The sequence below is a fragment of the Streptomyces sp. HNM0575 genome (genome assembly GCF_012726265.1).
Lineage (GTDB): Bacteria > Actinomycetota > Actinomycetes > Streptomycetales > Streptomycetaceae > Streptomyces.
In genome coordinates, this window is the sequence record NZ_JAASAG010000008.1 from 337,538 (window position 1) to 359,856 (window position 22,319).

The window sequence follows — 22,319 nt, forward strand, 5'->3', positions numbered from 1 at the left end:
TCGGGACTGGGGGAGGGGAACGGCCGCCGGGCGGCCGGGCGAAGGGCTTGGAGCCGGGGGCGACGGCGGACGAAGCGGTGCGGGGCCGCGGATGTGGCAGCCGTGGGGCGCGGGGGCCGGGCGGTCCCGGGCGGCCGTGGCGGTCTCAGTCCGCTCCCGGGCCGTTCGCGGCGTAGAGGTCTTCCAGCGCGCGCCGGAGGATGTCCAGTACGAGACCGGCCCCCGCACGCATCGGGTTGATCCGCACCGTCCAGTCGGCGAGTTCGGGCCGGTCGTCCAGGGCGGAGGAGGACATCCGGTAGAAGAGCGGTGCGATCTCGTAGCGGGAGTCGGCGCCCACCGGATGAGGCGCGGCCCCGTAGCGCGCCGCATGCTCGGGCAGTCCGCGCGCCAGCGGCCGTTCCAGCCGCACCACAAGGCAGCGGTCCTGCACGTTGGCGATGCGTACCTCCGCCACCCCCGGCACCTCGCCCGCCTCCAGCCGCTCCGCGATCTCGGTGCCCGTGCGCGACTGCACGGACCACATCACGGGCACGTGCGTGAGCGCCCGCAGCGCGTCCAGCGCCTGGTGGCCCTGCACCTGGCCGCCGCCCGAGTAGTTGTCCTCGCGCACCCGTCCCACCAGTTCGCGGGAGCCGACGACGGCGCCCACGCCCTCCGGCCCGTGCAGCTTGAACAGCGAGAAGCACGAGGCGTCCGCGCCCATCCCGGCGCCGCTCAACGGCACCCGGAACGCGGTGTAGTTGTCGTCGACGACGGTGCGCACCCCCGCCTCCCTGCACAGCGCCACCACTTCCCCCGGGTCGTAGGAGTCGCCGAGCCGCTGCCGCGAGTGCTGCACGTACGCGAAACGGAACTCCCCGCCCGACAGCGCCGACCGCAGCTCCGCACGGTCGTTGAAGTCCGCCTCCCGGGTCCGTACGCCGAGACCGCGCAGCGTGACCGCGGTGGTGCGGTAGACCGGCGCGCGGTGGATCAGCAGCGGATCCCCGGGGCGCAGCACGGCGCCGAGCGCACCGCGGATCGCGCCCGTGCCCGCGCCCTGCACCAGTGCCGCGTCCTCGGTGCCGAAGAAGTCCGCCAGCACCGCCTCCACGCGGGCGGTGGTACGGGGCCTGCCGAGGCCCGGCACCACACCGGCGTCGGGCTCGAAGAGCTGCGTGCCCTCGAAGTGCCGCGCGGTGGACTCCATCAGCCGGAACTGCGTCCGCACGGCCTCCTCCAGCGGCACCGTCGGCAGCGGGTAAGTCCGCGGCAGTCGTGGCGCGTTCAGTCGTGGCGCGTTCATCTCACGGGCCCTCCGTCCTCCTCGTACCGGCCGTCCGGCGCGCGGGCGCGTCCCGCGCTTCCTCCCCGTCCGCTCCTCCCCGTCCGGCGCGCCCTCCCCGCGGTGCCTCCTCGTCCCTCGCCCCGTCCCTTTCCTCGTCCCTCTCCTTCCCGTCCGCGTCGCCGCCCGTCAGAAAGCGCAGCGGATTGCGCCGCGTCAGCAGGTCGACCAGGTCGTCGTCCGCTCCGGCCGCGCGCAGCCGCGGAAGGAACGAGCGGAACAGATGCCCGTAGCCCGTGCCGCCCTCGCTTCTCAGATAAGCGTGGCGCGAGATGTCGCAGCTGAGCAGCGCACGGTCCGCGTGGCCCGCCTCCAGCAGCGTGAGAAGGAGCCGAAGCCGCGCGTCGTCGCTGCGGTAGTGCTCCTTGCCGACGGTGTCGAAGGCGACATACGCGCCCGCCGCGGCCAGTTCGCGGTGCACCCCGTGGTCGTCGAGCAGGTCCTGGTGCCCGATGCTCACCCGGTGCGGCGGGAGTCCGGCGCCGGTCAGCAGCTCCAGCTGTGCGGCGCCGCCCCGCCCCAGCTGCGCGTGGGTGGCCACGGACAGGCCGGTCGCGCGTGCGGCGAGCGCGGCGGCCGTGAGCGTACGGACCTCCTGCCCGGTCGGTACGTCGCCGTGGCTGCCGGCCTCGCCGATGACGCCCGGCCCGATGCCCGTACCGCAGGACTGGCCGTCCGCCCCGGCGTGGTCGGCGCCGTCCGCCCCGGACTCCGTGCGGCCGTCCGCAGCGCCGGTGCCTCGGTCCGTACCGGTGCCTCGGTCCGTACCGGTGCCTCGGTCCGTGCCGCTACCTACCCCCGTACCGGCCTCGATCTCGCGGATCAGCGACTCGGCCAGCTCCGACGCGTCCGCGGTCGCGGCCTCCGCAGGATGGAAGCGCTCGTAGTACCAGCCCGTGCCCGCCACCACCGCGACCCCGGACTTCCGGGACATGCGGGCGAGGGCGCGTAGGTCACGGCCCATGCCGCGACACGTCAGCTCGACGACCAGCGAGAGGCCGAACTCCTCTCGCAGCACGGCCAGTTCGGCGCTCACCGCCGCGCGATGACGGCCGTCGAGCACCGCTGCCGCATCACCGCCGTGCGACAGGTCCAGCGCCAGGTGCTCGTGTGCCAGTACGGGTCCGCGCACCCGCGCGGCAGGCACCGGCCCCGTGACGGTGCGGAGCGGCGCGGGCAGGGGCGGGTGCACGGGACGCGGAGTTCGCTGCTCGTACATGGTGCTCGGTGCGCCTCCCCTGCCGGTGGCCGAAGACCTGAAGCGGGGCCCGGTCAGCTCTTGACCGGCGTGAACAGGTCCAGCCAGTACAGGAGATTGAGCAGCACACCGCCCACGAGCACGGCGGCCGGCGCCGCGGCCATGCGCACCACGACCCGGCCCGTCGCCTCGTTGAACAGATACAGGCCGCCCACGATGAGGATGCCCAGACCGCCGCCCATCGTGTTGGCCGCCAGCAGCGACCCGAACAGGATGGCCAGCCACAGGCTTTCGCTGATCGCGTTCCGCAGATGCTCCGAGGAGTCGCGTACGGACGGAAGCCGCCCCAGCATCCTGCCGATCCACGACAGCGCCAGCACCTCGACGGCGAAGACCGCCGCGCCGGCGAGCAGCGCCAGCCACGGGCTCGGCAGCAGATAGCCGATGGGATAGACGAAGGTGAAGCCCGCGATCGCGTACGCGCCCGAGGCGAGCGCGGTGGTGGCGATCAGCGGGATGAAGCCGAAGACGCGGTAGAAGTCGACCTGCGCGGCGCCCGAGTAGTCGGACTTGGCTATGAGGAAGCTGGTGGCCTCGCCGCCGCCGAAGACGTGCATCTGCGCCAGCAGGCAGACGCCCGCGCCCAGCACCATGAACAGCGGCAGATGACGGCGGAGCCGGGTGGCGCTCGCGCTGAACAGCGAGCGCATCGGGTCCTCCAGCTCGGCCTCGGAGACGTCCTTGCCGCCGCCCGCGCCCGCGCCCGCGCCCGTGCGCCCGCCCTCGCCCGACTGCCCGTCCCCGCCCGCCTGTTGGGCCTGTTCGGCCTCCTCCGCCCGCTCCGCACGCCGCTGCCGCACGTCCTTCGCCGTCGCGAGGCCGACGAGCATGACCACGCCCACCGCCATCGCCGGCGCACCGGCGAACACGTCCGGCCACAGCTTCATCGTGAGGATCACCAGCGCCAGCTCCACGACACCGGCTATCGCGCCGCGCAGCCTGCCGAACTGCCTGCTGATCGCGAGCACCGGGAAGAGCGTGAAGAGGAAGAGGATCGGAGTCGCCATCTGCTGCATGGCAGTCAGGAAGTCGACGGGCAGCTCGTGTGCCACCTTGTTCGCCCCGCCCAGCCCGAAGACGACCAGCGCGCCCCACGCCCCGCCCAGCAGGGGAGCGAGCCACTTCTTCGGCGAGAGCAGCCCCAGCACGTCGGTCGGCAGGAAGAGCAGCCACGGGTTGAGCACCCCGGTCGACAGCGCCATCGGCGCCCCGAGCCCGAAGATGAACCCCGCGGAGAGCCCGAACGAGACCGCGGTCGTCGCACTGCGCGTGCTGCGGCCCTGGATGAAGTCGAGCATGAACGGCCGTACGCCGTCGTTGAATACGGCCAGCGCCAGATGGGATATGAGCGCGGTCAGCGCGCACAGCACGATCACGGTGGTCTGCTGGGCGCCCGAGAAGTCGAGGCCGTGCCCGCCCGCGCTCCCCGCGCCGGCAAGAAGAGTGCTCACGGGATGCTCCCTGTATTCGTCGGGCGGTCAGCGGGTGTGCGCGGCGATGGCGCGCGCGACCACGGGCGTGGTGTCGGGGATCTGGTCCACGCCGAAGCCGAAGACCCTCGTACCGCCCTCCAGCAGCGCGGTGACCTCCGCCTCCGAGGGCACACCGCGGCCGAAGGTGTGGCACGTACCGCTGCCCAGCACGCCCAGCAGCACCCCGAGGGACGCCCCGGCGCCGGTGTGGCAGGTGCCCAGGTAGTAGTCGGCCTGCCCGGCGCGCAGCTTCATCGCCGCCTCCATGTCCCCGGAGACGGTGACCTCAAGGCCGTCGATGCCCAACCCGCCCAGCTCCTCGGCGACTTGGGTCTTGCCGATCCCTCCGGTGAGGATCCTCGTCACGGTCGCTCTCCGTTCTGCCGTACGGACGCGCCCTGCCGCACGTCCTCTCCTGCACCGGCTCGCGAACCGGCCGCCGTGCCTGCGCTCTGCGCCAGCACGGCCAGATGCATCGCCAGATAGTGGGTCTCGGAATCGGGGAGCGGCGCCGTGCCGAGCGTCCGCTCCGCCCGCAGGGCGATCCGCCGCGCCAGCAGTACGGCGCCGGGCCGGTCGGCCAGTTCGGCCGCCATCTGCTCGCCGGCGGCCGGGTCGTCGAGGGACTCGCCGTCGAGCAGCCGGTTGAGGGCCATCATCAGATGGCTGGTGAGCATGCCGGCGGTCTCCTCGGAGACGGGCAGGCCCTCGCGCGTCAGTCCCCTCAGCTCGCTCTCGACGAACTCGGTTACTTCCGCGCGTACTTGACCCGTATCCCGGAACAGCGCGATGCGAAGGGCGAGTTGTCCGTCCAGGCCTCCGCCCCGCTCACCGCCCGGCTCACGGTCGTGTCCCTGATCCGGATCAAGTTCCGGTTCCCGTTCCGGAGTCCCGCCCGCCTTCTCCTCCATGGAGCTTCCTTCCGCGGCACGATCACCGGCCACGACAGTAATCAGGATTCTGCTTTCTGGGGAGCCCTGCTGCGGTTCTTTTTCACCCTCCATACGGAAAGAGAAGAGCCCGGAAGCGTGAAAGGGACCGCGCGAGAACCGCGCGAGACCGGAACGGGAAGCGCATCTGCGCACGCACGGGAACGCCTCGCCGCGCGAAGTCTCAGTACTGCGGGACCCGTTCGCCCCTCATGACCTCGCGCTGCACCTCGGTCACCAGCCGGAAGTCCAGCGACGTCCGTACGGCGTCGAGCGCCGGCGTCTCACCGGCCCTCCCGATCAGCGCCGCGCTGGAGTTGCGGGAGGCCAGCTCGCGGGCGATCTCCTCGTCCAGCGGCAGGACTTCGACGTCCGGCCCGAGATGGTCGCGCACCTCGTCGAGGTTCCACACCGTGGCGTCGACGCGTCCCTGTGCGAAGAGCCCCCGCAGCTGCATGTACGACGCCTCCACCCACTCCACGTCCTCCCGCCCCTGGAACGCCCGCGCGGCCAGCATCCGCAGGTCCTCGGAGGAGGAGTCCACGGCGACCCGCAGCCCCTCCGCCTCAAGCCGGGCGCCGCGGCGCAGCAGCAGGCCGTGCGAGCCGACGTACGTCCCGGGCCCCAAGTCCCATACGAGCTCGACCGGATGCTCCTCCGCGACCCGGTCCGCGGCGAAGCGCGAGAGCACGACCAGGTCGGCCTTTCCGTCGAGCAGCGCTCCGAGCCGCGTGGACGCCCCGCGCATGAACGTGATGGCGAACGGCGCCCCCGCCCGCTCGAAGGCGGCGCGCAGCCCGGTGGCCAGGCCCTCGTAACGGTGCGAATACGGCAGGGGCATGGCCGCGAGCAGCGTGCCCAGGCCCGCGAGCCGCCACAGTATGGCGCGGTCGGAGTGCACCAGGAACGTGCCGAGATGGCCGCGTGCCTTGGTCTCGACGGCTCCGGCCTCCTCGAGAAGCTGGAGCGCCGCCTGTACGGTCCCGTTCCCCACCTGCAACTCGCCCGCGAAGTCGCGCAGTCGTGGAAGACGTGTGTCCGCTTCGTGATTCAGCAGCAGCGCGGCCAGTTGACGTGCTGCCATGCCGTTGCGAGTCAGGAAACGCGCGTCGGCGCCGCTGATCATGCGCCGGATAATATCCAGAATCCGGGATATTGCCAACGGGCGAGAGTAAGTGATCCTGCTCTCTCCCTGGTCGCAGGCGGTACCCCGGTGCACACGGCTCCGGGGAATGTCGGTATGGTCACCGAGGTGTACCGATCGCTCCCGACGGCCTCCCATCCCGGAGGTACGTCCGGGATGGCCGGGCCGGCAGCGGTTACGCGCAATCCTGCCTGCTCGCCCGGCTGATGCGGCACCTTCGCAACTGACCGGTACGTGCAAAATATTCAAGTTGTCCCGGAATCGGAACACTGAGGCGGTCCGACTCGTTGAGCACGACGTGAGCACGACACCACCAGTTCTCGCCGCCGAGTTGGCAGCTGCCTGGGCGGACATTCAGAGCCGCCACCCGGAGCTGCCGGACTTGGCCGCGCCCGAATCGCTTATCGGGGAGTCCTCTTCCGCATGCGGCAGCGGGCTCTCCTTCGAAAGGCTGCTGCACGAGGCGGTGCACGGAATCGCCGCCGCGCGCGGAATCAGGGACACCTCCCGCGCCGGCCGCTATCACAACCGCCGATTCCTCGCCGTGGCCGAGGAGTTGGGGCTTGTGCACCCCGAAGAGCCGCATGCCAGCAGTGGTTTCTCGCTTGTCACTCCGTCCGCGGAGACCAGACGGGCCTACCGCCCCACGATCGAGCGTCTCCAGCGCGCGCTGAAGGCGTACAGCGCCGCGACCGAGGCCGACGGCGGAGGCAGCTTCCGCGGTCCGGCGGCGCGGCACGGATCGAGCGGGGGCGGCGTGCGCGTCAAGGCCGTGTGCGACTGCGGGCGGAACGTGCGCGTGGTGCCCTCGGTGCTGGCGCAGGCCCCGATCGTGTGCGGAGCGTGCCGCAAGCCGTTCCGCATCCCCGACACCGCGGACGCCGCGGTGGAGCGCGCCGCGTCGGCGGGCTCCGAGGACAGGGTGGAGGCCGTGGCCGGCGTCGGTTGAGCCCAGCTTTGTGGGCGGAGCCCAAGTGCCGCCGCGCCGAAGTGAGTTGAGCGACTGGCGCCGGGTTCCGTGAGGGCCGGCGAGGCGGCGCCGGGCCGGATTCCGGTCCGCTTCACCGCGTCCCGGCCTGCGCCGTTCCCCTCCGTACGATCCCGGCGGCGAGGCCCGCGGCCGGGGTCCGGACTTCGGTTCGGCCGGGCGGGTCACTTGTGGCATCATGGTGCGCTGTACTCGACAGTCGCACAGGACCCCTCTCTCCTACGGCTGACGCGTCCATCGGACCTCCGGGTACCGCAACCCCACGTGGTCACCCGTTGTGTCCACCCACGTCAAGACCAGGAGACACCACAGCAGTGGCAGTCAAGATCAAGCTGAAGCGACTGGGCAAGATCCGCTCGCCGCACTACCGCATCATCGTGGCCGACTCCCGTACGCGCCGTGACGGCCGTGCCATCGAGGAGATCGGTCTCTACCACCCGGTGCAGAACCCTTCGCGCATCGAGGTCGACTCGGAGCGCGTCCAGTATTGGCTGGGTGTCGGCGCGCAGCCGACCGAGCCCGTGGCCGCCATCCTCAAGGTCACCGGCGACTGGCAGAAGTTCAAGGGTCTGCCCGCGCCCGAGCCGATGAAGGTCGCCGAGCCGAAGGCCGACAAGAAGGCCCTCTTCGAGGCCGCGGCCAAGGAGTCGGCGGACGAGCCCAAGGGTGGGGCCATCACCCAGAAGGCGAAGAAGGCGGACAAGAAGGCGGACGAGGCCGAGAAGAAGGCCGAGTCCACCGACGAGTCGACCGGGTCCTGATCATGCTCGAGGAGGCCCTCGAGCACCTGGTCAAGGGCATCGTCGACAACCCGGACGAGGTGCAGGTCGAATCCCGCACCTTGCGCCGTGGGCGCGTGCTGGAGGTCCGGGTGCACCCCGACGACCTCGGCAAGGTGATCGGCCGCAGCGGTCGCACCGCGCGTGCTCTGCGTACGGTCGTGAGCGCCCTCGGCGGGCGCGGCGTCCGCGTCGACCTGGTCGACGTCGACCAGGTCCACTGAGCAGCCGCCCAAGACAGCACCGGCACGGGCCGGGGACGGACACTGGCCGTCCCCGGCCCGTGTTCGCGTAACGAGCCGGGACGCGCGAGCAGCGAGCAGCGGGAGCGATATGCGCAGCACCGGCGATCGGCCGGGCCGGGTCGGTCCGGTCCCGCAGTACGAGCAGGTCGAGCACGGAGAGGCACAGTGCAGCTAGTCGTCGCGCGCATCGGCCGCGCCCACGGCATCAAGGGCGAGGTCACCGTCGAAGTGCGCACGGACGAGCCGGAGTCGAGGCTCGCGCCCGGAGCGGTGCTGGCCACCGACCCGCCGCGGCCCGAACCGCTCACCATCGAACGCGGCCGTGTGCACAGCGGCCGGCTGCTGCTCCGCTTCGCGGGCGTCCACGACCGCGGCGCCGCGGAAGCCCTCCGCAACACCCTGCTCATCGCCGAGGTGGACCCGGACGAACAGCCCGAGGATCCCGAGGAGTTCTACGACCACCAGCTCGTCGACCTCGACGTGGTCACCGGCGACGGCAAGCCCGTCGGCCGGGTCGAGGAGGTCGCGCACCCGCCCGGGCAGGACCTACTCGTCGTCAGGCGGGACGACGGCAGCGAGGCGCTGATCCCGTTCGTCACGGAGATCGTCCCCGAGGTCGACCTCGCCGCGCAGCGGATCGTCGTCGAGCCGCCGCCGGGACTGCTGGACGAAGCCGCCACGGGCGGTTCCGGCGAACCATCGGCGTCCGGGGCGGAGGACGACGGCCGGTGAGGATCGACGTCGTCACCATCTTCCCCGAGTATCTGGAGCCGCTGAACGTCTCCCTCGTCGGCAAGGCCCGAGCCCGCGGCCTGCTCGACGTCCGCGTTCACGACCTGCGCGCGTGGACCCACGACCGGCACCACACCGTGGACGACACCCCGTACGGCGGCGGACCAGGCATGGTCATGAAGCCCGAGCCCTGGGGCGAGGCCCTCGACGAGATCATCGGCCCGGCCGCGGCGTCCCCCGCACCGCCCCCCGTGCTGATCGTGCCCACCCCCAGCGGCCGTCCCTTCGACCAGGAGCTGGCAGTCGAGCTGTCCCGCGCACCCTGGCTCGTCTTCACGCCGGCCCGCTACGAGGGCATCGACCGCCGGGTCGTCGACGACTACGCGGAGCGCCTCGAAGTCCACGAGGTCTCCATCGGCGACTACGTACTGGCCGGCGGTGAGGCGCCCGTACTGGTCATGGTGGAGGCCGTCGCGCGGCTGCTGCCGGGCGTGCTCGGCAACGCCGAGTCGCACCGGGACGACTCCTTCGCGGCAGGGACGATGGCCGGCCTGCTGGAGGGCCCCGTCTATACGAAGCCCCCGCTGTGGCGGGACCGCGGCATCCCCGACGTGCTGCTCAGCGGGCATCACGGCCGCATCGCCCGCTGGCGCCGGGACCAGGCCCTGGCCCGTACGGCCGCGAACCGCCCCGATCTCATCGCCCGCTGCGACCCGGCCACCCTCGACGCCGGCGACCGTGCCGAGCTGGAGCGCCTGGGCTGGACCGAGGGACCGGACGGCCGATTTTGGCCGACCGGGGAGCACGTGGAAGAATAGGCGGCTGCCCGTACCCGGCGCGCGACCCTGCCACAGGGGGACCGACGCCCGCACGGGGCGGCGCTCTCCAGTCAGCATCACGATCATTCCGCTGATGACCTGTGGCATCGGCGAGGAAAGCAGACGATCATGTCTCAGCTTCTTGAGAACCTCGACGCGGCTTCGCTGCGCGACAACGTCCCGGCCTTCAGGCCCGGCGACACGGTCAACGTCCACGTACGCGTCATCGAGGGCAACCGCTCGCGTGTGCAGCAGTTCAAGGGCGTCGTCATCCGCCGCCAGGGCGGCGGTGTGCGGGAGACCTTCACCGTCCGCAAGGTCAGCTTCGGCGTCGGCGTCGAGCGCACCTTCCCGGTTCACACCCCGATCGTGGAGAAGATCGAGGTCGTGACCCGCGGTGACGTGCGCCGCGCGAAGCTGTACTACCTGCGTCAGCTCCGCGGCAAGGCCGCCAAGATCAAGGAGAAGCGCGAGAACTGATCGAGCTGTCGGAGGTCCGGCGGGCGGCTAGGCTTTCGGCCCGATGGACACCGAGACGCAGCAGCAGGACGATGCGGAGCGGGACCGCTCCTCCGGCCCGTTGGGGCAGGTATGGAGGGGATGGTCGCGCTCCGCTCGTTTGTGTGCGGTCATTGCGTCGCTGCTCAGCGGGCTGCTGCTGGTCAGCGCGTTCGTGGCACAGCCTTTTTTGATCCCGTCTGCATCAATGACCCCCACGCTGGAGGTCGGTGACCGGATACTGGTGAACAAGCTTGCCTATCGGATCGGCAACTCTCCGGCCCGCGGGGACGTTGTTGTGTTCGACGGCAGAGGTTCGTTCATGGACGAGGAGGGTACCGGCGGCAATCCGGTGACCGGTCTGTTGCGAGGGGCCGGTGCTGCGCTCGGCCTGGTGGAGCCGGCCGAGACGGACTACGTGAAGCGTGTGATCGGCGTCGGCGGGGATCGGGTCCGGTGCTGCGACAAGCGCGGAAGGATCGAGGTGAACGGTGTTCCGCTGGACGAGGGCTATCTGCATGGCGGTGACGACCCGTCAGCCGTGCCGTTCGATATCGAAGTGCCGCAGGGGCGGTTGTGGGTGATGGGCGATCACCGTTCCGATTCCAGCGACTCTCGGGACCACCTCGGCGACGCCGGTGGAGGTACCGTTCCTGTAGAGCGGGTGATCGGGCGGGCCGACGGGATCGCGTGGCCGACGGACCGCTGGGGAGCGGTTCGCGGCGGCGGGGGAGGTGCCCATGAGTGACAGGGTCGGCCCCGCGCGCAACCGCCGGTACGACTACGGCGTGCCGAGCGACTACGACGACGAGCCGTACGACGGCCGGTACGACCGTCGTGGAGCGAACGGCGCGAACGGCTACGGCAGTTCGGACGGCGGCGGCTACGCCGGCCCGAACGGAGCCGACGCATACGGCGCCCCGAACGGCAACGGCTACGCCAATGGAAACGGCTACGTAAACGGCAACGGCTACGGCGCCCCCAACGGCAACGGCAACGGCAACGGCTACGCCGGCAACGGGAACGGTTACGGCGCTCCGAACGGCAACGGATACGCCAACGGCAATGGGAACGGCGCAGCGCCGTACCCCGGTTTCAACGGACGCAACGGCGGCCCCGACGGCTCCGATTACTACTCCGGCGACTACGACTACACCGAACCGTACGAGTACTTCGGCAGCTCCCAGGGCCGCCCCGGCGGCAATGGCGCCCCGAACTCCAACGGTTATGCCGTACCCAACGGCTACGGCTACGGCGCCCCCACCGGCAACGGCCTGGGAGCGTCCCCCACCGGCGCCCCGCCCGGACGCGTACCGCCGCCGTCCAACTTCCCGCCGAACGCCCCGCTTCCGCCGCCCCAGGTGAGTTCCGGCGAGACCATGCGGCTCAGTGCCTACTCGGCACGGCTGATGGATCTGCCCGGCCGCGAGACCAGGGACGAGCGGCTCGGCATTCCGCCCGGCCCGAGCGGCGGACGGGCCGAACGCCGCCGCGCGGCAAAGCGCGTCAAGCGGCGCAGACGCCTGTCGGTGACGAAGGAGATACCGATACTCGTCGGCGTCGCCCTGATCATCGCGCTGGTGCTGAAGACCTTCCTCGTCCAGGCCTTCGTGATCCCCTCCGGCTCGATGGAGCAGACGATCCGCATCGGCGACCGCGTACTGGTCGACAAGCTGACGCCCTGGTTCGGCACGAAGCCCGAACGCGGCGACGTCGTCGTCTTCCAGGACCCGGGCGGCTGGCTGCCGGCGAGCGAGAAGAAGCGCGGCAAGGACCCGGTCGGCATCAAGCAGGGCAAGGAACTCCTGACCTTCATCGGTCTTCTGCCGTCGGACGACGAGCAGGACCTGATCAAACGTGTCATCGCCGTCGGCGGCGACAAGGTCAAGTGCTGTAACGCACAGGGCAAAGTGACCGTGAACGGCAAGCCGCTCGACGAGCCGTACATCAATCCGGGCAACAAGCCCTCGGAGATCAACTTCGACGTCAACGTGCCGGTGGGCCGCGTGTTCGTCATGGGCGACCACCGTGCCAACTCGGCCGACTCCCGCTTCCACCTGCGCGACAAGGGGAACGGCACCGTTCCCGAGAGCGAGGTGCAGGGGCGGGCGGTCGTCATCGCCTGGCCGTTCGACCACTGGGGCAAGCTGGAGGCGTCGAACACCTTCAGCGCGGTTCCCCAAGCCGCGGGCGGTTCCTCGGCCGCGGGTCCGCCGATCGGGGCCGGGGACGACCTTGTGACGCAATATCCGATCCCTGCGGAACTCCCGCTCGTTATGGGAGTGGTGGGCCTGTCCCGGCTCTGGGACAGGCGGCAGTGGATTGTGAGGAGTGGTTGTGGGGGACTTGGCGGTCGGCGCTCGTTCCGGTTCCGGCGAGAACGAGGGCGAGGGCGAGAGCGGCACGGAGCACAGGAGCCCTGACGCATCCGCGTCCTCCACATCCGTGTCCGCTTCCGGACTCGAGGCACAGACAGCGGCGCGTGACGCGCCGACCGCAGAGAAAGGCAGTGACATCAGCGTGAGCACGGGTGCGGAGGACGGCACCACAAGTGATCACACGTCGGACGCACAACACGGCAGGCATCAGCGGTCGTTCTGGAAGGAGTTGCCGGTTCTCATCGGCATCGCGCTGATCCTCGCCCTGCTGATCAAGACGTTCCTCGTCCAGGCGTTCTCCATCCCGTCGAACTCGATGCAGAACACGCTTCAGGTCGGGGACAGGGTGCTGGTCGACAAGTTCACGCCCTGGTTCGGGTCCGAGCCGGAGCGGGGAGAGATCGTCGTCTTCCACGACCCGGGCGGCTGGCTGAACGAGGCTCCCGTGCCGGAGCCCAGCGGCGTCGGCGGTGCCATCCAGACCGTGCTCAGCGCCGTCGGCCTGATGCCGTCCGCCGACGAGCAGGACCTGATCAAGCGCGTCGTCGCCGTGGGCGGCGACAGGGTCGAGTGCAAGCGCGGCGGCCCGGTGAAGGTCAACGGCAAGGCGCTCGACGAGTCGTATCTCTTCCCCGGGAACACCCCGTGCGACGACAAGCCCTTCGGCCCGGTCGAGGTCCCCATCGGGAAGATGTGGGTGATGGGCGACCACCGTCAGGACTCCCTGGACTCGCGCTTCCATCAGAAGCTGGACAACGGCATGATCCCGACGGACAGGGTCGTCGGACGCGCCCTCGTCGTGGCCTGGCCGGTCACACGGTGGTCCGCGCTGCCGGTGCCCGACACCTTCGAGGAGAACGGTCTGGCCGCGAAGGCCGTGGGCGGGGCGCCCGCGGCTCTCGGCATGGCCGGGGCGGTGCCGCTGGTGATGTGGCGGCGCAGGAGGCGCACGGCACAGGCGCCGGCCAAGACCGCGAGCGGTGCCTCGGCGGCGGCCGTCGAGCGGGGCCCCGACCCCTCCGCCGGACCCGCCGTCAACGGCTGACCTCCCCCCGTACTCAGGGCTCTCTACCCCGGGTAAGGTGCGCCCAGACCGAAGCGGCGAGCTGACCGGGAGTGCGGGAATGGGCAAGGCTGGACGTACGGGCACAAGTCACGGTCGCCTCGGGCATGCCCTCTCGGGCGTCGCCGTCGCAGTCGGCTGTGTGCTCTTCCTGGGCGCTTTCGCACTGGGTGCCGTGCTCTACCAGCCGTACACGGTCCCGACGGACTCCATGGATCCGACCGTCAAGGCGGGCGACAGAGTGCTCGCCGAGCGGATAGACGGCAAGGACGTGCGCCGCGGCGACGTCGTCGTCTTCCAGGACTCGGTGTGGGGCTCGGTCCCCATGGTCAAGCGCGTGGTGGGCACCGGCGGCGACAAGGTCGCCTGCTGTGACAAGCAGGGCCGGCTCTCCGTGAACGGCAAGACCATGCAGGAGCCGTATCTGAAGGACACCGGACCCGACTCCCAGCCCCCGTTCAAGAGGACCACGGTGCCCCAGGGGAAGCTCTTCCTGCTGGGCGATCACCGCATGGACTCGGTGGACTCCCGCGTCCACCTCACGGACGGCGACCACGGAGCCGTCTCCCGTACGGCGGTGAACGCACGCGTGGACGCCATCGCCTGGCCCACCAGCGGGCTCGGGATGCTGGCACGGCCCGCGGGCTTCTCGGGGCTGCCGGGCGGTACGTCCAAGCCGGGGCCGTTGCAGCCCCTGCTGATCGCCGTCGTCGCCGGTGCGGCCCTGATCATGGGCGGCGCGGCGTACGGCCCGATCGCGCGGCGGGCCGGACGGGGCACTCGCGGCTGACGCACAATGGGGGGACGCACGGCTGAAGGGGAACATGCCATGAGCGCCGAGGACCTCGAGAAGTACGAGACCGAGATGGAGCTGAAGCTCTACCGGGAGTACCGGGACGTCGTCGGTCTCTTCAAGTACGTGATCGAGACGGACCGGCGGTTCTACCTCACCAACGACTACGAGATGCAGGTCCACTCCGTGCAGGGCGAGGTCTTCTTCGAGGTCTCGATGGCCGATGCCTGGGTGTGGGACATGTACCGTCCCGCCCGGTTCGTCAAGCAGGTGCGGGTCCTGACCTTCAAGGACGTCAATATCGAGGAGCTCAACAAGAGCGACCTCGATCTTCCCGAGAACTCCGGCTTCAAGGGCTGAACCGGCGGGGCTGCGGCTTGCCGCTCGGCACGAAGAGGGCCGAGCGGAGGGCTGACCGGAGCGGGACGGCGGGGTCGTTGCGGGTACCGGAAGTCTCGCCCAGAGGGTGACGCGCTTATCCACAGCGGCCTGGTTGTCCCCAGATTTCGTCCTTGATCATCTTCGTTCCTCCACCTCCATCACAGTCGGTGACGGAGGTGGTGCTGATGAGCGCCCGTAGAGCCCTCGGACGTTACGGCGAGGATGTGGCAGCCCGGCGGCTGCGTCAGTCAGGGATGGTGGTGCTGGAGCGCAACTGGCGCTGCACCGACGGAGAGCTCGACATCGTCGCGCGGGACCGCGACGCCCTCGTGATCTGCGAGGTCAAGACGCGGCGGACGGGCCGGGGAGGCGCCTTCGAGCATCCGATGTCCGCCGTCACCCCCGCCAAGTCGGCACGGCTTCGGAGGCTGGCCTCGCGCTGGCTCACCGAGCGGTGGCTGGCGCGGTACGGGCAGCCGCCCCGCGGCGGTGTCCGCATCGACCTGGTCGGGGTGCTGCTCCCGGAGCGGGGCGCCCCCTTGGTGCAGCACGCACGAGGGGTGGCCTGATGGGCTTCGCGCGTACGTGCTCGGTGGCGCTCGTCGGGGTGGAGGGCGTCGTCGTCGAGGTGCAGGCCGACCTCGAGCCCGGAGTCGCCACGTTCACGCTCGTTGGGCTGCCCGACAAGAGCCTCACCGAGAGCCGCGACCGCGTGAGGGCAGCAGTCGTCAACGCCGGTGCGGATTGGCCGCAGCGGAAGCTGACCGTAGGGCTGAGTCCCGCAGCGGTTCCCAAGAGCGGCAGCGGATTCGACCTCGCCGTCGCCTGCGCGGTGCTCGGCGCCGCCGAGCGCATCGACCCGCGGAGCATCGCCGACCTGATGATGCTGGGCGAACTCGGGCTGGACGGGCGGGTGCGCCCCGTGCGCGGAGTGCTGCCCGCCGTACTGGCGGCGGCGGACGCGGGCCATCGGCAGGTCGTGGTCGCCGAGGAGGCCGTGCCGGAGGCATCGCTGGTGCCCGGCGTGAGCGTCATCGGGGTCCGCAGCCTGGGGAAGTTGATTGCGCTCCTCAACGACGAACCGCCACCGGAGGAGGCGCCGGCGGACGACTCGGGAATGGAAGGCCTTTCTCCGGACGGGCCGGGCCCGGAGCGCAGCCCGCCCGTGCTGTCGCTCCACAGTGCCGGCTGGGCGGCGCCGGGCCTCACGCGGGAGCCGGAGCGGATGCTGGACATGGCGGACGTCGCCGGGCAGAGCACGGCCCGCAGCGCACTGGAGGTGGCGGCGGCCGGCAGGCACCACATCTTCTTCGGGGGGCCTCCCGGCGCGGGCAAGACGATGCTCGCCGAACGCCTGCCGGGGCTGCTGCCCGCGCTGACATCGCAGGAGTCGCTGGAGGCCACCGCCGTGCACTCCGTCGCGGGTGTGCTGCCGCCCGGGCAGCCGCTGGTCACACGGCCTCCGTACTGCGCGCCTCACCATTCGGCCACCATGGCCTCGCTGATCGGGGGCGGCTCGGGCCTGCCCCGGCCCGGCGCGGTGTCCATGGCCCACCACGGAGTTCTCTTTCTGGACGAGGCCGCGGAATGCGGTGTGCGCGTGCTCGACGCGATGAGGCAGCCGCTGGAGTCCGGGCACGTGGTCGTCGCCCGTGCCTCCGGGATGATGCGAATGCCCGCCCGCTTCCTGCTGGTTCTCGCCGCCAACCCGTGTCCCTGCGGACGGCACGGCATGACGGGCGGAGGCTGCGAGTGCCGTCCCGCGTCCGTCAGGCGCTACCGGGCGAGGCTCTCCGGACCTCTGATGGACCGCGTCGACCTCAGGGTCCAGGTCAAGCCGCTCTCACGCTCCGAACTCGCGGGTCTGCACGGGAAGGCGGAGAACACCGCGGCCGTCGCCGAGCGCGTACGGGCCGCTCGCGAACGGGCCTCCGCGCGCTACGTGGGCACTCCGTGGTCGGCGAACAGCGATGTCCCGGGGCATGAACTGCGCACCCGCTGGCCCGCCGAGCCCGGCGCCCTGAGCAGGGCGGAGGAAGACATGGAGCACGGGCTGCTGACGGCACGAGGCATGGACCGGGTCCTCCGCGTGGCCTGGACGGTCGCGGACCTGGCCGGGCACGACCGCCCGACGGCACAGGACGTCGACTGGGCGCTCGAGTTGCGCACGGGCATCAGGCGGGGCACCGCCCTGTCGACCGTCTCGGCCGCATCCGCGGCGACCCCTGCCGCACCCCGGAGGGGCCGGTGACCGAAGTCCACACTTCCGGCGCCGCTGGGGGCGCCGCCGCCCATACCTCGTGTGAGCGGCCGGGCGGGGACCTGGGTGAGGCGGACCCCCAAGAGCGGTTCGCGCGTGCCGCGTTGACGCGAATCGTGGAGCCCGGGGACGCGACGGCCGGACGTCTGCTGCGTGCATACGGCGCCCAAGAGCTCGTACGGGCCCTGCGCGAGGACGCCGTATCCCCGCCCGGGTTCAGCCAGGAACGCTGGACGGGGCTGCGCTCCCGGTCCCAACGGGCCCGTCCCGAGGCCGACTTGGCGGAGATCGCGTCGGTGGGCGGCCGCTTCGTATGCCCGGGAGACCAAGAATGGCCCGGTCAGCTCGACGCTCTGGGGGTGACGAGACCCATCGGGCTGTGGGTGCTCGGGGAGCCGTCCCTGCGGTACTGGGCGCTGCGTTCCGTAGCGGTCGTCGGGGCCCGTGCCTGCTCCGAATACGGCGTGCACATGGCCGCAGTGCTCGGCGCGGGGCTCGCCCAACGCGGCTGGACCGTGGTCTCCGGCGCCGCCTACGGCGTCGACGGGGCCGCCCACCGCGGGGCTCTGGCCACCGGCGGCGCCACCATCGGAGTGCTGGCGTGCGGCGTGGACGTCGCCTACCCGCCCGGACACGCCGAGTTGATCTCGCGCATCGGCGAACAGGGCCTGCTGCTCGCCGAGTTGCCGCCCAAGGACCACCCCTCGCGAAGCCGCTTCGTACTCCGTAACCGAGTCATCGCGGCCCTGACGCGCGGCACGGTCGTGGTGGAAGCGGCGCTGCGCAGCGGCTCGTTGTCGACGGCACGGCATGCGCGGCGACTGGGCCGGTTCGTGATGGGCGTTCCCGGACCGGTCACGTCGGGACTCTCGGCGGGGGTGAACGAGCTGCTGAGGGAGGAGGGGAGCGTCGTGACCGATGCCGCCGAAGTGATCGAACTCGTAGGCAGCATCGGCGATCTCGCACCCCGAAGACGCGGACCCTCACTGCCCCGCGACGTGCTCCACGCCGAGGCGGCGCTGGTGCTCGACGCGTTGCCCGCGCGCGGCGCCATGGAGGCCCGGCGGCTGGCGCAGGAGATCGGCATCACCAGGGACGCGGCAGTAGCGAGGCTCCAGGAGCTGTGCGGGCTCGGCTTCGTCGAACGCGTCGGCAGCGACTGGCAGTTGAGCCGCGCACCGGACCCCGGGAGGGGCGCCGGGCACACCATCGAGTGATGAGCCGGTCCTTGACCTGCGGCTATCGAATGAAAGGGTGATCCGTATGCTCTGGTTCCGCCCCGTATCCCCGCGAAGGCCGGTTCTGGGCCCTGATGCGCGAGTAACTCCCCGGTGCGGGCAGCGGAACGTATCTGCGCATGCCGGAGCGCGCGCTCATCGCATATTGCGACGCTTTCGTCACGCTACGCTCACAGCTCCCCAGGAAGAGGCACCCGGTCACGCGCACGCTCTCGCCGCGTGACGACTACTCAGCAGAAACGGCTCAAGGCGACGAATGCCCCAGCACACCCCCGGGCCTGAGCCCGTCGGCACCGCAGCCGCGCCGGCCACGACCGAGGCCACCGCGCTCGGTGCCGGTCACAGCGCGCTCGACGAGCTGTGGCGGTCGTACAAGGCCACGGGTGACGAGCAGCTGCGGGAACAGCTGATCCTGCACTACTCGCCGCTGGTGAAGTACGTGGCCGGGCGCGTCAGCGTGGGTCTGCCCTCCAACGTGGAACAGGCGGACTTCGTCTCCTCCGGGGTGTTCGGACTGATCGACGCCATCGAGAAGTTCGACCCCGAGCGTTCCATCAAGTTCGAGACGTACGCGATCACGCGCATCCGCGGGGCGATGATCGACGAACTGCGCGCGCTGGACTGGATCCCGCGGTCGGTGCGGCAGAAGGCACGAGCCGTCGAACGGGCCTACGCCTCACTGGAGTCCACGCTCCGGCGCAGCCCCTCGGAGTCGGAGGTCGCAGCGGAAATGGGCATCCCGCTCGAAGAACTCCACGGTGTCTTCAGCCAGTTGTCCCTCGCCAACGTCGTGGCGCTGGAGGAGCTGCTGCACGTCGGAGGCGAAAGCGGCGACCGGCTCAGCCTCATGGACACCCTTGAGGACACGGCGGCGGACAACCCCGTCGAGGTCGCCGAGGACCGCGAACTGCGGCGTCTGCTGGCCCGTGCAATCAACACCCTGCCGGACAGGGAGAAGACCGTCGTGACCCTCTACTACTACGAGGGCCTGACACTCGCGGAGATCGGCCAGGTACTGGGCGTCACCGAGAGCCGCGTGAGCCAGATCCACACCAAGTCCGTCCTTCAGCTTCGGGCAAAGCTGGCCGACGTCGGTCGCTGAACCGGCGCCTCCCTCCGTAAGGTGGACGGCGTGCCAAGGATTCGAGCGGCCTCAGTGGCCGAGCACCGGAACATGCAGCGCTCCGCTCTCCTCGACGCTGCCCGTGCCCTGCTGTCCGAAGGCGGCACAGAAGCGCTGACGTTCCCCGCCCTCGCCCGGCGCACGGGGCTCGCACGCTCATCGGTCTACGAGTACTTCCGCTCCCGAGGCGCAGTCGTCGAGGAACTCTGCGCCGTCGACTTCCCCGTATGGGCGGCCGAGGTCGAGGCGGCGATGGCCGAAGCCGGGACGCCGGAGGAGAAGATCGAGGCGTATGTACGGCGACAGTTGGCGCTGGTGGGTGACAGGCGGCACCGTGCGGTCGTCGCGATCTCGGCCGGTGAACTCGACGCGGGCGCACGCGAGAAGATCCGCGCCGCGCACGGCGGACTCGTCGCCATGGTCGTCGAGGCTCTCGGCGCACTGGGCCATGACCAGCCGCGGCTTGCGGCGATGCTGCTTCAGGGCGTCGTCGACGCGGCGGTGCGGCGCATCGAACTCGGCGCCGCCGAGACCCCGGAAGAGATCACCGAAGCGGCAGTCTCCATGGCGCTGAGCGGCCTCCACGGATGAGCTGACGCGGCTCCGCTGTCTCCGCTGCCGCCGACTATCACAGCTCATCCATCACCCCGGCTCCTCACCTCCCGCCTCCTCACCTCCCGGATCCTGGCCGTCGGCCCGATTCCGGTCGCCCGATATGGCCGCGTCCCCGCCGCGGCCTGCGCCGTCGCCGGTGTCTTCTGCGCCTCCGCTCTCGGGCAGCGGCACACCGAACACGGGGAGCAGCCTCGACGGACCGCCGCGCAGCACGGATGCCGGCAGCAGCGAGAGCGGGTCGAGATAGCGCTCGCCTTTCCGCACGCCCCAGTGGAGACAGCCGCCGCGGCAGTGGGACGCCGCGCCAGCCGCAGTGCCAAGGATCTGTCCCGCTCGCACCCGCCGCCCCTTCCGGACGGAGGCCCGCACCGGCTCGTACGTCGTGCGCAGCGGTGGACGTCCGGTCCCCGGCAACTCGACCGACACCACTCCGCGACCGGCGACCCTTCCCGCGAACGACACCCTTCCCCCGGCGACCGCCCGCACGGGACTGCCCCGCGGAGCCGCGAGATCCACGCCTCGGTGACCGGCCGCCCAGGGTTCGGGGGGCGGCTCCCAGCCGCGCACGACCGCGGGCCGCGCCGCACCCCGGCCCCCCTTCACCGGCCACAGGCGGGCCTTGCCCCTGTCAGCGCCTGATGCCCGCGCGACCGGCCGCTGCCGCCCGCCGTCGCCGTGCGCCGGCGGGCTCCATGCCGCCGCGACGACCACGGCCAGCGCGAGAGTCGCCGCCGCACACGGAACGCTCCGAAACCACATCAACCCGTCCACACCCCGTTCGTCGATTTCCCGGGCCGGGCGCCTCCGCCACCAACCCGGCGATCAGCAGTCCTGGACGGACTGTCCCGCAGAGCGGCCGACCGCAGGGATCTTGCCGAACTTCTGTGGAAAAGCAGCCAGTTGTGGACAAGTGCACCACCTGATCATGCGTCCCGCTGCTGCCCGTACACCTTGTGAGCACGGCCTGTGAGCACGCCGGGCCGCGTACGTGCATGTCCGGAAATCCGGACCTTCCCCACGAGGGAGCCGGGGCCCTCTCCGGTCCCGTACACTGCTGGTGGCGGCCCGGACACCGGGCTGACTTCGCACGCCTCGCCACCCTCACCCGGTGGCCGCGTCTTCTCGGTCCCACGAGGGCCTCTCGGCAGGTCCCGCGGGCACAGCGCGACAGAGGCGTCAGGCAAGCGATGGCCGTCCCGGCCAGCGCTGACGACAACCGAGTAATACAAGGAGAACGGCCATGGCCGTCGTCACGATGCGGGAGCTGCTGGAGAGCGGCGTCCACTTCGGGCACCAGACCCGCCGCTGGAACCCGAAGATGAAGCGTTTCATCTTCACCGAGCGCAACGGCATTTACATCATCGACCTGCTCCAGTCGCTGTCGTACATCGACCGCGCCTACGAGTTCGTCAAGGAGACCGTCGCGCACGGCGGCTCCATCATGTTCGTCGGCACCAAGAAGCAGGCCCAGGAGGCCATCGCCGAGCAGGCCACGCGCGTGGGCATGCCCTACGTCAACCAGCGCTGGCTCGGCGGCATGCTGACGAACTTCTCCACCGTCTACAAGCGCCTCCAGCGGCTGAAGGAGCTGGAGCAGATCGACTTCGAGGATGTGGCCGCCTCCGGCCTCACCAAGAAGGAGCTGCTCGTCCTCTCCCGTGAGAAGGCGAAGCTGGAGAAGACCCTCGGCGGTATCCGCGAGATGCAGAAGGTGCCCAGCGCCGTGTGGATCGTGGACACCAAGAAGGAGCACATCGCGGTCGGCGAGGCGCGGAAGCTCAACATTCCGGTCGTCGCGATCCTGGACACCAACTGCGACCCCGACGAGGTCGACTACAAGATCCCGGGCAACGACGACGCGATCCGCTCCGTCACGCTGCTGACCCGCGTGATCGCCGACGCCGCCGCCGAGGGCCTCATCGCCCGCTCCGGCGCCGCCGAGGCGGCCAAGGGCGGCGACAAGGCCGCCGAGCCGCTGGCCGAGTGGGAGCGCGAGCTCCTCGAGGGCGAGAAGGGCGAGAAGGAAGAGGGCGCGGCGGACCAGTCCGCCGAGTCGGCTCCCGCAGCGGAGGCCGAGGGCGCGGAGAAGGCCGAGGCCAAGGCCGACGAGAAGCCGGCAGAGGAAGCCGCCGAGCCGAAGACCGCCGAGAGCGCCTGACGTTCCGTTCGTTCACCGGAGCGCGGCGGGAGGCACGCTTATGCCGCCGACCGCCGCGCACCGGTGACCAGTTCGGCGGCCCTGCGGGAAGACGCGGCCGTGCCCCGGCGCGACGCCGAG

General features: G+C 70.9%; 22 protein-coding genes and 2 pseudogenes. 17 read left to right on the forward strand and 7 right to left on the reverse strand.

What is annotated here, in order from left to right; genetic code table 11:
- Window positions 1–145: 145 nt before the first annotated feature.
- The 6 genes and pseudogenes from HCC61_RS20720 to yhfZ form a co-directional block, all read right to left on the reverse strand.
- Window positions 146–1,288, reverse strand: coding sequence for an aminotransferase class V-fold PLP-dependent enzyme (locus HCC61_RS20720; protein ID WP_169137449.1), 1,143 nt, complete (start codon window positions 1,286–1,288; stop codon window positions 146–148).
- Window position 1,289: 1 nt separating this feature from the next.
- Complete coding sequence (locus HCC61_RS20725; protein ID WP_346777309.1) at window positions 1,290–2,519, reverse strand: phosphotriesterase; 1,230 nt, start codon at window positions 2,517–2,519, stop codon at window positions 1,290–1,292.
- A gap of 80 nt (window positions 2,520–2,599) precedes the next feature.
- A complete protein-coding gene (locus HCC61_RS20730) occupies window positions 2,600–4,036 on the reverse strand; it encodes a YhfT family protein (RefSeq protein ID WP_169137453.1) in 1,437 nt (478 codons plus the stop codon).
- Between the two features lie 27 nt (window positions 4,037–4,063).
- Entirely contained in the window at window positions 4,064–4,423 is a 360-nt protein-coding gene (locus HCC61_RS20735; RefSeq protein WP_169137455.1) for a DUF2620 domain-containing protein, read from the reverse strand.
- An 86-nt stretch (window positions 4,424–4,509) separates the two neighbouring features.
- Window positions 4,510–4,872, reverse strand: a pseudogene (locus HCC61_RS20740) (transcriptional antiterminator); the annotation flags it as partial.
- A 298-nt stretch (window positions 4,873–5,170) separates the two neighbouring features.
- Window positions 5,171–6,109 (reverse strand): GntR family transcriptional regulator YhfZ, encoded by a 939-nt coding sequence (gene yhfZ / locus HCC61_RS20745; protein ID WP_169137569.1) that lies wholly within the window; start codon window positions 6,107–6,109, stop codon window positions 5,171–5,173.
- Between the two features lie 271 nt (window positions 6,110–6,380).
- Here yhfZ and HCC61_RS20750 point away from each other — a divergent pair, with 271 nt between their 5' ends.
- From HCC61_RS20750 to HCC61_RS20825, 16 genes are all read left to right on the forward strand, one after another.
- Window positions 6,381–7,079, forward strand: a complete 699-nt coding sequence (locus tag HCC61_RS20750) for a hypothetical protein (protein ID WP_240969138.1) — start codon at window positions 6,381–6,383, stop codon at window positions 7,077–7,079.
- Between the two features lie 353 nt (window positions 7,080–7,432).
- On the forward strand, window positions 7,433–7,879 hold the full coding sequence (gene rpsP, locus HCC61_RS20755) for a 30S ribosomal protein S16 (RefSeq protein ID WP_169137457.1): 447 nt from the start codon (window positions 7,433–7,435) through the stop codon (window positions 7,877–7,879).
- 2 nt (window positions 7,880–7,881) lie between these two features.
- Entirely contained in the window at window positions 7,882–8,121 is a 240-nt protein-coding gene (locus HCC61_RS20760; protein WP_169137459.1) for an RNA-binding protein, read from the forward strand.
- A gap of 186 nt (window positions 8,122–8,307) precedes the next feature.
- Window positions 8,308–8,874 carry a ribosome maturation factor RimM gene (gene rimM, locus HCC61_RS20765; protein WP_169137461.1) on the forward strand — a complete coding sequence of 189 codons (567 nt, stop codon included), beginning with the start codon at window positions 8,308–8,310 and terminating at the stop codon, window positions 8,872–8,874.
- Complete coding sequence (trmD, locus tag HCC61_RS20770) at window positions 8,871–9,692, forward strand: tRNA (guanosine(37)-N1)-methyltransferase TrmD (protein WP_169137463.1); 822 nt, start codon at window positions 8,871–8,873, stop codon at window positions 9,690–9,692. Before rimM ends, trmD begins: the two co-directional genes overlap by 4 nt.
- A gap of 129 nt (window positions 9,693–9,821) precedes the next feature.
- Window positions 9,822–10,172 carry a 50S ribosomal protein L19 gene (gene rplS / locus HCC61_RS20775; RefSeq protein WP_169137465.1) on the forward strand — a complete coding sequence of 117 codons (351 nt, stop codon included), beginning with the start codon at window positions 9,822–9,824 and terminating at the stop codon, window positions 10,170–10,172.
- 43 nt (window positions 10,173–10,215) lie between these two features.
- Complete coding sequence (gene lepB / locus HCC61_RS20780; RefSeq protein WP_169137467.1) at window positions 10,216–10,938, forward strand: signal peptidase I; 723 nt, start codon at window positions 10,216–10,218, stop codon at window positions 10,936–10,938.
- A 661-nt stretch (window positions 10,939–11,599) separates the two neighbouring features.
- Window positions 11,600–12,613 carry a signal peptidase I gene (lepB, locus tag HCC61_RS20785; protein ID WP_169137571.1) on the forward strand — a complete coding sequence of 338 codons (1,014 nt, stop codon included), beginning with the start codon at window positions 11,600–11,602 and terminating at the stop codon, window positions 12,611–12,613.
- A 97-nt stretch (window positions 12,614–12,710) separates the two neighbouring features.
- Window positions 12,711–13,613 (forward strand): signal peptidase I, encoded by a 903-nt coding sequence (gene lepB, locus HCC61_RS20790; RefSeq protein WP_346777303.1) that lies wholly within the window; start codon window positions 12,711–12,713, stop codon window positions 13,611–13,613.
- A gap of 79 nt (window positions 13,614–13,692) precedes the next feature.
- Complete coding sequence (lepB, locus tag HCC61_RS20795) at window positions 13,693–14,421, forward strand: signal peptidase I (RefSeq protein WP_169137474.1); 729 nt, start codon at window positions 13,693–13,695, stop codon at window positions 14,419–14,421.
- Window positions 14,422–14,460: 39 nt separating this feature from the next.
- The gene (locus tag HCC61_RS20800; protein ID WP_070010709.1) at window positions 14,461–14,784 is read left to right on the forward strand and encodes a DUF2469 domain-containing protein; all 324 of its coding nucleotides are present in this window, start codon (window positions 14,461–14,463) and stop codon (window positions 14,782–14,784) included.
- Window positions 14,785–14,990: 206 nt separating this feature from the next.
- Window positions 14,991–15,374 (forward strand): YraN family protein, encoded by a 384-nt coding sequence (locus HCC61_RS20805; protein WP_169137476.1) that lies wholly within the window; start codon window positions 14,991–14,993, stop codon window positions 15,372–15,374.
- Complete coding sequence (locus tag HCC61_RS20810; RefSeq protein WP_169137478.1) at window positions 15,374–17,056, forward strand: ATP-binding protein; 1,683 nt, start codon at window positions 15,374–15,376, stop codon at window positions 17,054–17,056. Before HCC61_RS20805 ends, HCC61_RS20810 begins: the two co-directional genes overlap by 1 nt.
- Before the next feature lie 71 nt (window positions 17,057–17,127).
- Window positions 17,128–18,282 (forward strand): DNA-processing protein DprA, encoded by a 1,155-nt coding sequence (gene dprA / locus HCC61_RS20815; RefSeq protein WP_206322809.1) that lies wholly within the window; start codon window positions 17,128–17,130, stop codon window positions 18,280–18,282.
- A 277-nt stretch (window positions 18,283–18,559) separates the two neighbouring features.
- Window positions 18,560–19,405, forward strand: a complete 846-nt coding sequence (whiG, locus tag HCC61_RS20820) for an RNA polymerase sigma factor WhiG (protein ID WP_169137482.1) — start codon at window positions 18,560–18,562, stop codon at window positions 19,403–19,405.
- A 72-nt stretch (window positions 19,406–19,477) separates the two neighbouring features.
- A complete protein-coding gene (locus HCC61_RS20825) occupies window positions 19,478–20,017 on the forward strand; it encodes a TetR family transcriptional regulator (protein ID WP_169137573.1) in 540 nt (179 codons plus the stop codon).
- Between the two features lie 183 nt (window positions 20,018–20,200).
- Here the strand turns inward: HCC61_RS20825 and HCC61_RS20830 are convergent.
- Window positions 20,201–20,800: pseudogene (locus HCC61_RS20830) on the reverse strand (M23 family metallopeptidase); the annotation flags it as partial.
- Window positions 20,801–21,281: 481 nt separating this feature from the next.
- Between HCC61_RS20830 and rpsB the strand changes: the two are divergent.
- A complete protein-coding gene (rpsB, locus tag HCC61_RS20835; RefSeq protein ID WP_169137486.1) occupies window positions 21,282–22,199 on the forward strand; it encodes a 30S ribosomal protein S2 in 918 nt (305 codons plus the stop codon).
- Window positions 22,200–22,319 lie beyond the last annotated feature (120 nt).